The 13,154-nt window shown below is 65.5% G+C and carries 10 protein-coding genes; 3 read left to right on the forward strand and 7 right to left on the reverse strand.

Annotated elements, in window-relative coordinates; all coding sequences use genetic code 11:
- On the forward strand, positions 1 to 1,036 hold a 1,036-nt coding region (locus tag QZY44_RS19525), incomplete at its 5' end, for an EAL domain-containing protein (protein ID WP_295450297.1).
- 42 nt (positions 1,037 to 1,078) lie between these two features.
- Here the strand turns inward: QZY44_RS19525 and QZY44_RS19530 are convergent.
- From QZY44_RS19530 to QZY44_RS19560, 7 genes are read right to left on the reverse strand one after another with little or no spacing between them, the layout of a single operon-like run.
- A complete protein-coding gene (locus QZY44_RS19530; protein WP_295450300.1) occupies positions 1,079 to 1,258 on the reverse strand; it encodes a hypothetical protein in 180 nt (59 codons plus the stop codon).
- A gap of 19 nt (positions 1,259 to 1,277) precedes the next feature.
- Entirely contained in the window at positions 1,278 to 2,864 is a 1,587-nt protein-coding gene (locus tag QZY44_RS19535) for an NERD domain-containing protein/DEAD/DEAH box helicase (protein WP_295450312.1), read from the reverse strand.
- A gap of 5 nt (positions 2,865 to 2,869) precedes the next feature.
- Positions 2,870 to 4,492: a hypothetical protein gene (locus tag QZY44_RS19540; protein WP_295450326.1), complete on the reverse strand. Its 1,623-nt coding sequence runs from the start codon at positions 4,490 to 4,492 to the stop codon at positions 2,870 to 2,872.
- Positions 4,489 to 5,697: an AAA family ATPase gene (locus QZY44_RS19545; RefSeq protein ID WP_295450329.1), complete on the reverse strand. Its 1,209-nt coding sequence runs from the start codon at positions 5,695 to 5,697 to the stop codon at positions 4,489 to 4,491. The genes QZY44_RS19540 and QZY44_RS19545 overlap by 4 nt, the downstream gene beginning before the upstream one ends.
- Before the next feature lie 8 nt (positions 5,698 to 5,705).
- The gene (locus QZY44_RS19550) at positions 5,706 to 7,607 is read right to left on the reverse strand and encodes a DUF1998 domain-containing protein (protein WP_295450332.1); all 1,902 of its coding nucleotides are present in this window, start codon (positions 7,605 to 7,607) and stop codon (positions 5,706 to 5,708) included.
- On the reverse strand, positions 7,604 to 10,855 hold the full coding sequence (locus QZY44_RS19555) for a helicase-related protein (RefSeq protein WP_295450334.1): 3,252 nt from the start codon (positions 10,853 to 10,855) through the stop codon (positions 7,604 to 7,606). The genes QZY44_RS19550 and QZY44_RS19555 overlap by 4 nt, the downstream gene beginning before the upstream one ends.
- Positions 10,833 to 11,291, reverse strand: coding sequence for a hypothetical protein (locus QZY44_RS19560; protein ID WP_295450338.1), 459 nt, complete (start codon positions 11,289 to 11,291; stop codon positions 10,833 to 10,835). The genes QZY44_RS19555 and QZY44_RS19560 overlap by 23 nt, the downstream gene beginning before the upstream one ends.
- Positions 11,292 to 11,425: 134 nt before the next feature.
- Between QZY44_RS19560 and QZY44_RS19565 the strand changes: the two genes are divergently transcribed.
- Entirely contained in the window at positions 11,426 to 12,292 is an 867-nt protein-coding gene (locus tag QZY44_RS19565) for a hypothetical protein (RefSeq protein WP_295450341.1), read from the forward strand.
- Positions 12,293 to 12,342: 50 nt separating this feature from the next.
- On the forward strand, positions 12,343 to 13,152 hold the full coding sequence (gene phnD / locus QZY44_RS19570; RefSeq protein ID WP_295450343.1) for a phosphate/phosphite/phosphonate ABC transporter substrate-binding protein: 810 nt from the start codon (positions 12,343 to 12,345) through the stop codon (positions 13,150 to 13,152).
- Positions 13,153 to 13,154 lie beyond the last annotated feature (2 nt).

Genomic DNA, 13,154 nt, shown 5'->3' on the forward strand with positions numbered 1-13,154 from the left:
CGGCGAGCACGGGGTTGGCGTACTCGTGCGCGACCCCGAGCACCGTTACGCGGCCGTTGCGCAGGGCCTGGGACAGGGTGTCCGTGCGGACCTGGGCGCGGACGCGGATGGTGGTGAAGTCCCGGTCTTCGGGGTCGGCTGGTGCGCACTCCCCGCCGGAGGCGGGGAGTCGGTGACCCTGGTCTCGCGTGCGCGAAAGGCCGCCTGTATCAGTCTCGAACGCCATCAGGGCCAGGCCGAGGGCTACGTTTTCGCGCCGCCCGCCCGGGCAGACACCGCCGCAGCCGTGCCGACACCGGCGCCGACACCGGCGCCGGCGGCCATTGCGGTCGACCGGTTCCAGCTCCTCTTTCAACCCATGGTGCCGCTCGGCGGGGCGGCCAAGGAGCGTTACGAGGCGACCCCGCGCCTGACCGGTCAACAGGGCGAACGGCTCACCCCCCGCGTGTTCGCCCCGCTGGTCCGAGATGCGCAGCAGGCGATTCTGATCGATCGCTGGCTACTCACTGCCGGGCTCAACGCCCTGCGGGAGCGCCATGTTGCGGGGCGGCCGGTGAACCTGTTCCTGCATCAATCCATGGTCAGCGCAGCGGATAACACCTGGGTCCAGCGGGTGCGCGATGAAATCAGCGCCCGCGACCTGATCCAATGCCGCCCGACGATCCAATGGGAATTGGCCGACATGGAGCACCGCCTCGACTTGGCCGCACAGCGCGCCGGGCAACTGGCACACCTTCGTATCCGCCTGTGTCTCAACGGCTTCACGGATAGTGACCTTGGTCAACGGGTCCTGGAGCGATTGCCGGTCGCCTATGTGCGGCTGACCCGCGAACTGATCCGCAACCTGCCACCGCAGCAGCTCCAGGACCTGGTCCGCCGCGTGCATCAGCATCGGACACTGGTGATCGCCACCGGGGTCGAGGGCCCCGAGGCCATCACCCCCCTGTATTGCGCCGGGATCGACCTGGTCCAGGGCAGCTACGTCCAGCCGCCGGGCGATACCATGGACTTCGACTTCGCGCAGACAGGGGGGTAGCACGAGGGCCGGGGCCAGCGATTGAACGCCAATGAACGCCACTCAGCGCGCTGGATCGACCGCGCAACCCACGATCGGTTCCGCCCCCGCGGGACACCAGACCAATTCCACCAAAGCGTGGATCGGGTCCTCGGGGGGCTGCCGGCCGGCATAGCCCAGATCGATGGCGGCGGGACCGAGCAGCGCATAGCGACGCTCCACGATGGCGCGGTGCTGCGCCAAAAACAAGAGGATCCGCTACTCAGTATTCAGAGAAGACCAGCGACAAGACCGCGCGGGCGCGACTCATGCCGACATAGTGGTTCGGACCTGGGTTGGGATCAGTCAGTGGATCGGGCAGGTCAATCACGACCACCGCCTCATTTTCGAGCCCTTTGAAGTGGGCGATCTCGGCGAAGCTGATGGCGGACGGCGGGAAGCTGCGCATCGAATACTCGTCGAGCACCGCGATCCGTGACCTTGGCCCGGCCGGCAACAAGGCGGCTGCCGAATCGAGAAACGGCCGGGGCGACAAAATGCTGATGTCGCTCGGCGGCAAACCACCGTGATCGATGAGGCGCTCGATCTCCAGTTCGAGCGCCAATGCGGCCTGCTGTTGCGAGTGCGCCTGAACTTGCCGAATCTCGGGTCCATTGCCAGTCCCGCGCACCCCCATATCCGCACCCAGTGATGACTGGACCAGTTCCAGTATCTGTCGCGTGTTACGGCAATTGGTCTTCAACGGGACCGGAACCGCGCCATAGCTGGTAAGCAGGCCAAGGGCATCCGGGTCAGGCGAGCCGAAGTACCCGGCTTGATTGTTGATGTCGTGAAAGAAGCACCATTGCCCCCCCTCAAGGCCACCGCGGAGCACGCCGTCCAGCCGATCCAGGGTTGCCAGGTCCAGGAGGTCCTGACCCTCATCGACGATCAAGGCGTCGAAGCGGTCGATGGCCAACCGACGGGCGGCGACGGGTGCCGCATCCGCTACGCAGACCGCAACCCCGGGGATCGCAAAGCGCGTCGCCAGCCACTGCCACAGCCAAGGCGAGCGGCAAACAATCAAGACCTTGAGCCCCGTAGCGGCCCAGCGACGGGCAAGCTCCAGTGCCAAGAAGGTCTTGCCGGTACCCGCGCCCCCGGAACAAATGACCCGCAGATTGGCCTCGGCCACATCGACCATCCGCATCTGGTCCTGCGTCAATGCGACGGTCTGGCGTTGCGCCTCTTCCACCCGCACATGCAACGGAACGGCGACATCGAACTCCGGGCGCAGAAAGTGCTTGACCGCAGCGAGCGACTCGTCGTCCGGCTCCGGGCGCTGCCGCGAGTCCTTACGCCGCCAATACGCAAATTGCCGTGTCAGCCAGCGCTCCAGGTTGCGTGAGGTCCGCGCATCCGCCAGCATCTCGGGGTCCCACTCGGCCCCGGCCAACGCCCAGTCGCAATCCGGAAAGAGCACACCATGGCCAATGCTGAACCGGGACCAGACCGCTTCCGGAAGACCGGCCTTGAGTTTGTCCATGAGCCCATGCAGCGCCGTCTGCGCCTGCCGGAAAGGGCTTTCCTTCAGTGGGTGCATCAGCCCGACGCGGTCACAGGTCTGCCAGATGCCATCACGACAGGCGATACCCCCGCCCTTGACCTCCAACGCGAAGATCCCAGGCCGCCCGACGATCAGGAAGTCGATCTCGCCAAAGCGCTTGGCCGCATGATGGGTCAGATTGAGCGAGTGGAACGCCGTCAACCGCAGTTGGCTGTCATGGCCAAAAGCGGCCTTGAGCCGGTCGAACACCAGCAGTTCCGCCCGACTGTGGGTGTCGTGGGGTGTGGCGGGGATCATCTGCATCTAGGCTAGCCCCGGGGCGCGAGGCTGGCACGGACTTGGGCGGCGAGTTTGGCAGGGATCTGGGCCTCGGCCAGCTGCGCCAGGAAGGCCTCCCGGTCGATCTCGTTGATCACCTTGACGTCGCCATCCAGCAGCAGTTCGGCACCGCGTCCGTCCACCCTGAACTCATAGACCCCCTTGCCGAGGCGGATGCGCGTGCGCAGGACCTGGTCCCAACCCAGGGCGCGCGCCAGCGCAAGCGCGGCTGACGGTGGCGACTTGGTCCAGTCTGCCCCGTTCGCGCCGAACAGTTCGCGTAACGGCCGGATGCGCTCCGGCACCGGTCCCAGGTCAAGACCGGACTCGGCAATTCGCTGCGCCACGGCCGCCATGCGGTGGGCGACCGCCTCCCTCAGGCCGGGCTGACCCCGCACCTCCGGCGGCAGCCCCATCCACCCGGAACGGGCCCCAAACAGGGTCGCGGCGACCACGTAATCGAGTTCAGTCAGGAGCGGCTGGCGCAGGTCCAGCAAGTCCTGGCATTCCTGGCGCAGGAAGAACAGGAGCAAGCCACGCGAAAATGGCCGCGTGTGCCGGTTCAGCAATTCCGAAACAGTATCGCCGCCCAGCCCCAGGACGCCGCGCAAATCGCCCGCCAGACGCCCCAGGGCCGTCTGCAATTTGTCATCCGTCAGGCGTTGTCCCTGGGATGCCAGGTAATCCAAGACCGTCTGATGCAGATCCACCCGCATGGCGCCGGCGCCGGGATCGCCCTGAGACCTCCCCTTGGCATCGACCAGCGCCTGCAGTGCCTCCAAGAGCAACCGCCCCTGGAGGTCCTGACCCTCCGCCGGGCCGGCCAGGCAGGCCCAACGGCGCAGCGCCGTCAACAACGGGTCCCGCGCGACCGCGGGCGCGGCCGGCTCATCAAGTGGGTCGCACCCGGGGTCCGCCATAAAGCGGCCGGCCTCCCCCAGGGCGTCGCCGGTGTTGCCGAGTGCGAATAACAGACCCAGGGCGCCGCCGACCGCCGCCACCCCATGGGTCGGCCGGTCCCGGTCGGGTAGCAACTCACCCGCCGGTGGCAAGGCGCCCGCAGGCCGCGCCGCGAACAGCTTGGGGCTGACGCGGCGCTTGTAGGCCATGAGCGACACGTTGGCATAGTCTTCCGCCTGCGCCTCAATGGCCGTGCGCTCCTCCTTGGAGGCGAAGTGGATGCACTCAATCCAGGTCGCCGGCAGCGGGGCCGGCACGAACAGCATCGACTCCGCACCGGTGAGCCCTGCCGGAAACGCGACCGGCACGAGGTCGCCGCCTGGCATCAGGGCGTGGACCGGCCCCTGCAACCGGCTGAGGTCAAGCGCCGCCACGACCCGCCGGAGATGGTTTTCCTCACTAACTGCCAGGTCTAGCACCGCCGCGGGAATGCGCTCGGCAAATACTGGAATCCAGCCCGGATAGACCGATAGGACGTCCGCATAGTACTTCCCCCCGAAGCCCGCGGGCCCGGTCACCAGCCCGGCGGCGAGCATGAAGGTCAGATTGAGCTGGTTGCTGGGTAGATACCAGACCAGACGCGGCGCGGCGGCCTGCTCAAGCGCGGAGGGCGGCGCCTGCCGGGCGAAGAGATCGGCAATGGGCTCGTTCATAATCTGCCCCAGCGGCGCAGGATGTCCGGGTCTTGGGGCAGGATCGCCTCCATCGGACAGGACTGATTGGCCTGGCGCAGCAGAATCACCTGCTCGCGGGCGCGTGAGACCATGACATAGAAGCGGCGTCTCAGGTCATCCATCTGATGCTCTTTCTCCGGATTGCAGCGGTAACGGTGGATATCCGCGAGGATCACCCAATCGAACTCCAGGCCCTTGGTGGCTTTGTCATTGATGACGAAGATACCCCCCTGGCAGAAGCTCAGATCGCCCCGGTCCTCACCCGTGGCAAAGGTGACGATGCGCGGGGTCCCATGGTCCAGTGCCAGTGCGACCGACTGGCTGCGCAGCCGATCGAGCCACCGGTTGCGGGTCTCGTTGTCCGGGGTGATCACCCCCAAGAGCCGCGCCGGGTCCCCGTCGGCGGCCTTGAGGACGCGCCGGACAACCTCGTCAAAGTCGCACTCACACCCAGGACCATAGTCCATCAATTCCGGCGTCTTGGCGGAGGCCCGCTCGGGCGGCAGTTGGGTACACGGACTCGCCGGGTCGCCGACACAAAAGGACAGGGCCAGCCGGGCGATCGGGTAGGCATTGCGGTGGTTGTAACTCAAGGTGATACGCTCGCGCGGACCGATGTCCAGGGCGTCGGCGATCTGCCTGACCGTGCTGTGCTGGTCCGTGATCTGCTGGTTCTGGTCCGCCACGACGAAGACGTGCTCATAGCCCAGGTTCAATAAAGCCGCATAGAAGGTCGGCGGCATGTCCTGGCCCTCGTCGATGATCAGGAAGGGCGAGGCCGGCAACGGCAGATCCACCGCAGACCCGATGGCCTGACTGATCGCCTGCCAATCGAGGGCCCAAGCATCACCATTCCTAGTCGGACAGGGCTGCTGCAGTACCTTTTCAAAGGTCCGCTTGAACCAGGTAATCCAGGTCTGGGCATTCAGCGCCCCCCCCATCAGCTCGCGGCTGGTCGCGATGAGCAACTTGTTGTAGGCCAGAAAACAGTAGTCCTGAGGCCAGGTCGCGCGCGTGCCGCCGGCACGGTGGTGTTGACGCGCCCGCAGCAGGGCGATCACCGACTTGCCGGTGCCGGGGCCGCCGACGATGAGATGGCAGCCCTCCTTGGGCAGCAGCCGCACCCGTTCCTGATCCTTGCTGAGATCCTCGATATTGGGCAGGACAAAGCGGCGTGCAGCCATGGCGGGGGTCAGGTGCGGCCAGCCGCGAAGTGGAGCAGCGGGTGGATCTCGCCCTTGAGGTCCCCCCGCACGAAGGTCCGATCCAGCAGCACATTGCTAAATTGACAACTCGGCTCAGGCACCAGTGCGCAGGCATGGCAGGCTGCCAGGTTGAGCTGACTCGGCCCCTGGCCCTCATGCTCAGAGCACACCGGGTCCAGTGAGCACCAATGCGCATGGGCGAAGACACTGACGAGCAGCGGCAGAAAGCGCGCGGGCTCCGCCAGTTCGGCCAGCCCGCCCAAAGACCCGACGATATCCGGTACCGCCACATAGACCAGGATGCCGGCCATCGGCTCGGCCCCCTCCGCACAATAGATGCGCTCACGGATGGAGGCGGCCGGGTAGCCGGCCTGGGTCTCCAGTTGGCGGATCACCAGGTGCGCCAGGGTGTGCAGCAGGATAAAGCGCGGCGTGAGCGGCAGGATGGGGGCGTCGGGGAAGCGCATACCAGTGCGCTCGAAACGCCGACCCAAGGTCTCGGCGCGCGCCTTGAGCCCCGGCTGGCGCGACCAAGGCCGTAGCGCCGTTTCGGCAAGGGTGAAAAAGATCCCCTCGCCATAGAGTTCGATGGCGGGCAGCCAGTCCCCGCTGCCATCCAGGTCTGGGGGGATCACGCTGGTCCTGGGCTCCGGGGCAGTACCGCGCGGTCCCAGGGTCGGACGCAGCCCGTCGTCGCAGCCTTGATCGAGGCGGCTGAAGCCCTCGAAGATGCGGACCTCCCGCAGTCGGGTCACGGCGACCAGCCGCTCCACCGCGGCGAGCACGGCAGTGTCCCCGGGGGCTAAGGCCAGTGCGCGCCAGGCCCGGGTCTGATCGCGCGGCACAAAGTCTTCGCCATCGCTTAGGTCTGGAATCTCCTCCATCAGTGCCTTGTATTCCTTCGCCAGCAGTTCGCCGGGTGTCACGGTTTGACCGTAGAGCGGATAGCCCCGGTCGATCTCATCCGCGGCGTTCTTGAGTTCGTCTACCGGACAGCCGTACTGGGTGGCGAGTATCCGCAGCACGCCCTGGCGCGCTCTGCCGGACCTCTGATGCTTTAGCCGATCCTGATCCGCACGGTTAGAATAGAGCCGATCGAGCACACTGCCGCGCTGAACTCGGGACTCCGGGGGGATGACCAGGGCCGAGTGGGTTCGCGGGTAATAAAGACGGGGGTCACTCACCTCCACGATGCTGGCCTTTTGATCGGTCGTCGTCTGCGCCCTGACTGAGGCGTGCCCCCAGGGCTGGCGCGTGGGAGGATCGAGGCGCACCGGCACTTGCCGATCGAAGGCCGACTGCGCACCGCAACGATCACAGTGCAGTCGCCAGTTGAGCCCCGTCTCCCCATCGCGCCGCCAGCGCAGATAAGGCCGATCCGAATCCGCCCGGCAATCACGCTGACGCGCGGGATCATCGCGATGCGCCAGCAAATGCCAGGGTAGGTCGTCAAGGCCGCCCTGGGGATGGGCGAGCACCCAACCGACCTGCTGCAACCGCGGATGTCCATCGCATTGGCAGCAGGGTGGGCGCGTCGCCGCCATGCCGGGTCGATCGTCACCTTCCCGCCACGGTTGCCAATGCAAGAGGCCGCAGCCGGGGCAGTGCATCCAGCGCGGGAAGCGCATCGCCGGGATGCAGGTCCCATCGACGGCACCTTTGGGCAGTTCCCGCGCCAGCGGCGGCGCCCGCAGTTCGCGGTCGACCCCAAGCGTCGCGCGTAGCAGGTCCACATAGGGGATCAGGTCCCCCGCCGGCAGCTTATTGACCCGGTCGGTCCAGTGACGGATGTCCTTGACCACGAAAAGGTCGTGGTCCGCCCGCACAATAGCGCCGACCCCGCTGTATCCCAGCAGGTGCGACCAGCGTGTTGCAATCAGCCGATTCACAGGATCTTCACCAGCGCGGTATTCTCGACGTTGCGCATGCTGTTGACCGTGGCCCAGAGACCCGGGACCTTCGCCTCGTGACTATGGATCAAACGCTGATCACGGCGGTCGCCGTCGCCGCCATGATACACGAGATGCTCGCGACCGTCCTGGGCGCGCCGCGCGGCATCGGCCCACTGGGCCACCAGGGCATCAATGTGTTTCTCGGTGTCCGCGCCGCGGTCCTTGCCCGCCGCCCGCCGACAGCGCCGCTTGAGTTCCTCGACGAGGTGGCCGATGGCCGGGTCGGCCGGGTCGAAGCCCGCCGCCGACTTATTCGCCGCCAACCGCGCCTGCGTATGGCGCACGGCGATGATCAGCGCGGCATGCAGTGCGCGCAGCCGGGCTTGATAGGTATACGGGGTGACGCTGGTCGGCTCCACGTAGCGGTAAAAGGACTCGTGGTAGGCGCAGAAGGACTCGTAATGAGAGAGGCTACGGGCCTGATCGCGGTAGTAGTTGGCAATGACGATCCCGGGCACGCCGCCGCGCCCGACCCGGCTGCTCGCCTGAATATACTCCGCCGTGGTCAGTGGTTGGCCGTTGACCACCATCACCGCCAGCCGGGCGACATCGAGCCCCACCGAGACCATATTGGTGGCAAGCACCAGGTCCAGAGCCTCGGGGTGGGTGGACGGATGCCTCAGCCGGTCGAAGGTCCGGGCATTTTCGTCGGCGGACATGTGGCTGGTGATTTGGGTCAGCCGTTGCGCCAAGCGCGCCCGGCGCTGCCAGGGGTGAGCGGGTGGGTCCACCGGGTCGGCGCCATCGCCCCCCATCGCGCGCCGCTGCTCACTGACCTCGGCCTGATAGCGCGCCATGAAGGTCTTAATGTCCTCCAAGGCGTTACGGCTGATGCCGACCCCCTTGAGACTGCCGTGATAGACCAGCACCGTCCACCAGGCATCCAGCAGGGCAGCGGCATCGGCGCCCGCGTCGGCAAACAGCACCTCCGGCGCGACCAGCAAGGCACCGGCCAGCGGTGCCAGGCAATGGGCGCGATCCCGTGCCGGGGCCAGGTAGCCGATGTAGAGACGGCCAGGCTGTTCGCTCAAGGCGACGGTGCGGGCAAAGTAGGAATTCTCGCAGTCGAGCCCCGGCGGCGGGAACACGGCGGCGTCGCGACCATAGAGACACCTCACTTGCTCGCCCGCCATCCGGATCGTCGCGGTGGAGGCAATGTACTTTGGCTGCACCCCGCGCAGCGTCAGCACGGTTTCGATCCCGGCCTCATAGAGCCCGGCGACCGAGCCCAGGGCGCTCGCAATCAGGTGCAGTTCGTCCTGGATGATCAGTTCCGGCGGGCGATTACCGTCCCGCCCGAAGAAGGCGCCGGCCCGCTCTTCCCAGGCCAGGCGGGCGAACTTGTCGACCGTGGCCAGCAGCAGGGTCGGCGGGGACGCATAGAGCGCCGCATCGACCACGTTGCAGGGCAGAACCCCGGGGCGTTCGCGACCAAAGTCACAGCCCGGGTTGGTGCAGTTGAAGCGGAAATACTTGGCCCCGGAGTCATAATTCTGGTCGGCGGTGAAGGGACGCGCGCACCACGGGCAAGTCTCCAGCACCAACAGACTCGGCGGACGGGCGCGGTCTTGCACCGCCTGATCGCGCGCCTCTTTGGCCTCTTCAAAGGTGTTGGGGCTGGAGGCGCCGCCGACCCACAGGCCCAAGGCGATTTCTTCACCCCCCAGTTCGGGTGTCTGGCGTCGCAGCAGTTCCAAGGCGCAGATCAGGCGGGCGGCACGGCGGAACTGATCCTTGGTCAGGAGCCTGAGGGTGTAGCGCATGAGGACCGTGGTCCCGCCCCCCGTGGCACCGAATTTGAGTCGTCGCCAGCAGATCACGAAGGCCATCAGGCCGAGATAGGCCTCCGTCTTGCCGCCGCCGGTGGGAAACCAGATCAGGTCCAGGGTGTCCCGGTCGTCGCTGCCTTCGTTGACCGCGGACTCGATGCTGAGGAGCAGGAAGGCCAGTTGGAATGGCCGCCAGCGATAGTCTCCGGCCGGTCGTCCGGCCGCCTGGTCCGCCTGCGCCATCTGTCGCACCATCGCCTGGTTGGCGAATCCAAAGGCCCGCGCCGCCTGCGGATCCGCGCGCAACAGGCCAATGCCCTTTGTCATGCGGGCCACGGCGGTCGTCATGCGTCGGCAAATGCGCTTGGCCGCCTCCTGCCGCCTCCCGGAGAACCCGTCGACCTCCGTCTGGGTGTCCGCAACCCAGGATGCATAGCCGCAAACGAATTGCTCCAAAGCGTCACAACGCACACTAAGGTCGTCTGCAATCCCCGCCAGCCATGCAATGTCGAGGACGCCCTGGTCGCTGCCCGGGACCTCCGCGCTGATCTGGGGCACCTCGACGCGGGGTAGAAATTCGGTGCGCACGGCCACGACACGGTCGTCCTTCAGGTCCCAGTCCACGGCCGCGCCATGGCCGATGGCGTAGACCCGGTGCCGGCGGTATTGGAGCTCCAACTCCTGCTCCTCGTCGCTCAGCCGGTCGTACTGAACTCCGGGATAGGGCCCGAGCTCGCCCGCGTCGATGACGCATTCAAGCTCTGTTGCGAACAGCGCCTTCGCATTGCGCTCCGCTTCCGATCTGTTGCGATCCTGAATCTGCTGCAGGTCCTGAGTGTTACTGAGCGATGCAGTCACGAGCCAGCCATCGGCCAGCGGTCGCCAGAGCACGAACAATTCGCCTCGTTGGTCAAAGACCGGTTCCCGCCAAGTCCGGACACTGCCACCCGCGGGAGCGACGAGGTTGCGAGCCTGGGCGTCGCCGCCCAGCTGGACGTGCTGCCAGTCATCGGCGCGCCCCACCCTGGTCCGCTCGTTCAGCGGCTCGTAGCGCACCGCACGCGGGATCAGTTGGAAGCGGATATCCTCGCCGCTGACAAAAAACGACACGCCGACCGAGGATGGGGGCACAAAACGCCGCTTGGGTTGGGTCGGCGAACTGCCCGTGCGTTGTGCCCCGTCCTGGTCCCCCTGCAAATCGCCCGCGTCATCAAGCTCGTCGATCTCATCGGCGGCGGGATCGAGTCCGTCCTCGCCCTTGACGATCGGAAACAGGATACCGGTTTGATAACGCTCCAACGGCTTGATGCGATGCAGATCCGCGGCATCAGGGGCGGAGCCGGCACGCCTGTCTGGTCCAATCAGGCAACTGTACAGCCAGCGATAAAGGTCTTCACGACGGGCGTTGTAGTCCATTCCGATTCCTGATCAAACCGCAGATCCCCTTTGTACAAACTGTTGCTTGCCAACGCAAGCATTGAGCCACGGAATCGTCCTGCGCACACAGACAATCCGGCGCGGCGCAGGGCAGATCGCGCAGGGCGTGGAGCAGGACCGCCGTCTCGGGGAAGCGGTGCCTGACCCAGGGCGGCAGCACCGAGCGGGCACCCGCCACCTGGAGCCAGGCGGTCGCATAGGCCAGGACCGAGCGTAGACGCGGGTCAGTCAGGTGGCGCAGGGCCTGCGTCTGGGCCGCGGTGCGGCAGACGCGTCCATCCCAGCAGCGGCGCAGCAGGTCCAGGACCCCCGGCACATCAGGCAGGTCGATCCCGAACGCGGCGAAGACCAACGCGACCCCGGAGCCACCGGTGGCCGCGGACTCCAACCCGGTCGCCCCGCGAAAACAGAGCATGAGCACTCCATGACCACCGCCGGCCTTGCCCGCCGCGCGCGGCGGGACTATGCTTCATCGTCCAAGTATCTTGGGCGTTTGTCTGTCTTATCCGCCAGCGCACTCCCCCTGCCCGCTTACCCGGAGCCTAAACCATGAGCGCCACCGTCTATCGACAGGAAAGCAAGGAATTCCAGATGAAGGTCGTCTGGCCGCCCGCCGGCCAGACCGCCGACCTGAAACCGGGGGTCACGGACAAGCAGATATTCCAGCATGTCACGAATACCATCAGCGCGGTGGTCAGGCAGCTGGCCGGCGCGAAAAAGACGGAACTCGTCTTTAACAACAATCTCTGGCGCCGCGAAGGTATCCGGTATGACACGGCCGGCGGTGATCTCAAACGAAATAACCTGACATTGGCCATCGAGGCCACCGACGAAAAGACCAAATTGAAATGCAAGCAACATCAGTTTATACCCGAACTGCTGTTCGACACACCCAAGAATTCGCCATGCCTGCCGGATGAGCAAGCGGCCAGCCACTACCAGCATCACGCAACCAAATTCAAGCTGGAAGAGGACCTGCATTTCAGCAACATCAAGTACTGCGCGTCGGGTTCTTTATTCGTCAAGGGGCGCGCCACGAAAGTCAGCACCCTGGATGACTTCAACAAGTATTTTCCGAGCCTGGCCACCCTACTCGCTCCCACTATACCCTTAAAGCCGCTGTCACATTGGGATGAGGCAGTCTTCGACGACATGTTGACCGACTGGGGAAAGGGCGCTTTTTCCACCTGGATGCTGGTCAATCGCTGGGACTGGGGGACCAATACCCTGCTGGAATCCGAACTCTCATTCAAGGTGGAAAAGGCGATGGCAGATGACTGGGATTACCATCAATTGCGCCAGGCCGCGACGCTCTATCTTGAATTACAGAGGAGCGGCATCTTTCGGGCCGCACCGCCCATCTTCTTTTACGACAATCCGGTGTCGTCAACCGACATCATCGTCGCTGGCAAATGATGGTGAACTGTCGTCACATCGCTGGCAGGCGCCCCCTATGGTGCCTGCTCTTGCTCGCCCTGCTCGCGGGTCGCGCACTGGCAGACGAGCCGAAGGTTCTGATCTTTTCCTCTTACGCGACCGAACGCCCGTCGGAAGAGATCCGCAAGATGGAGCCGTTCCGCAAGGCCATCGAACAAGGACTGCGCGAACGCGGACAAGACTTGCGGGTGGAGGTACGGATCTTCCCCACTTACGAGGAGGGCGTGCATGCTATCGTTCGTGGCGAAGTCGATTTTTCCCGACTTGGACCCGCCAGTTACGTGATCGCCAAACAGCGTAATCCCGATGTGAACCTACTGGCGGTCGAGGCGCATGACGGCAAGAAAGATTTCTCCGGTTTGATCGTCGTCGCCAAGGATTCGAGCATTCAGAGCCTGGCCGATCTGCGCGGCAAGAGATTCGCATTTGGCGATCCCACCTCGACCACCGGACGTTATCTGGCCCAAGCCGAACTGGCCAAGGCCGGCATCACTGCCAAGGACCTGGCCAGCTACGAATACCTGGGTCGCCACGACAAGGTGGTCTTTGCCGTCGCCAGCGGCACCCATGATGCCGGCGCCAGCAACGAGGGTACCGTTCAGAAATATGCCGCTGAGCGCGGTCTGCGCGAACTGGCCCGCTTCCCCAGCCCCACTCAAGCCTGGGTGGCACGCAGTGGGCTGGATACCAACGTCGCGGCGGCCCTGCGCAGTACGCTGCTGTCCATGACGGGCCCCGCCTTGGATTATCTCGACCGCAACGGCTTCCTCCCGGCCGACGACAGCAATTACGACGAACTGCGTAAGGGCATTGAGGCCGCCCGCGGGTTTGGTGGCTAGCC

This window comes from uncultured Thiodictyon sp. (assembly GCA_903837595.1).
Taxonomy (GTDB): domain Bacteria; phylum Pseudomonadota; class Gammaproteobacteria; order Chromatiales; family Chromatiaceae; genus Thiodictyon.

What these genes read in the sequence shown, in the direction of transcription:
- QZY44_RS19535 (WP_295450312.1), bottom strand. Translation starts at nt 2,864, where the DNA reads ATGCAGATGATCCCCGCCACACCCCACGACACCCACAGTCGGGCGGAA.
- QZY44_RS19540 (WP_295450326.1), bottom strand. Translation starts at nt 4,492, where the DNA reads ATGAACGAGCCCATTGCCGATCTCTTCGCCCGGCAGGCGCCGCCCTCC.
- QZY44_RS19545 (WP_295450329.1), bottom strand. Translation starts at nt 5,697, where the DNA reads ATGGCTGCACGCCGCTTTGTCCTGCCCAATATCGAGGATCTCAGCAAG.
- QZY44_RS19555 (WP_295450334.1), bottom strand. Translation starts at nt 10,855, where the DNA reads ATGGACTACAACGCCCGTCGTGAAGACCTTTATCGCTGGCTGTACAGT.
- QZY44_RS19560 (WP_295450338.1), bottom strand. Translation starts at nt 11,291, where the DNA reads ATGCTCTGTTTTCGCGGGGCGACCGGGTTGGAGTCCGCGGCCACCGGT.
- QZY44_RS19565 (WP_295450341.1), top strand. Translation starts at nt 11,426, where the DNA reads ATGAGCGCCACCGTCTATCGACAGGAAAGCAAGGAATTCCAGATGAAG.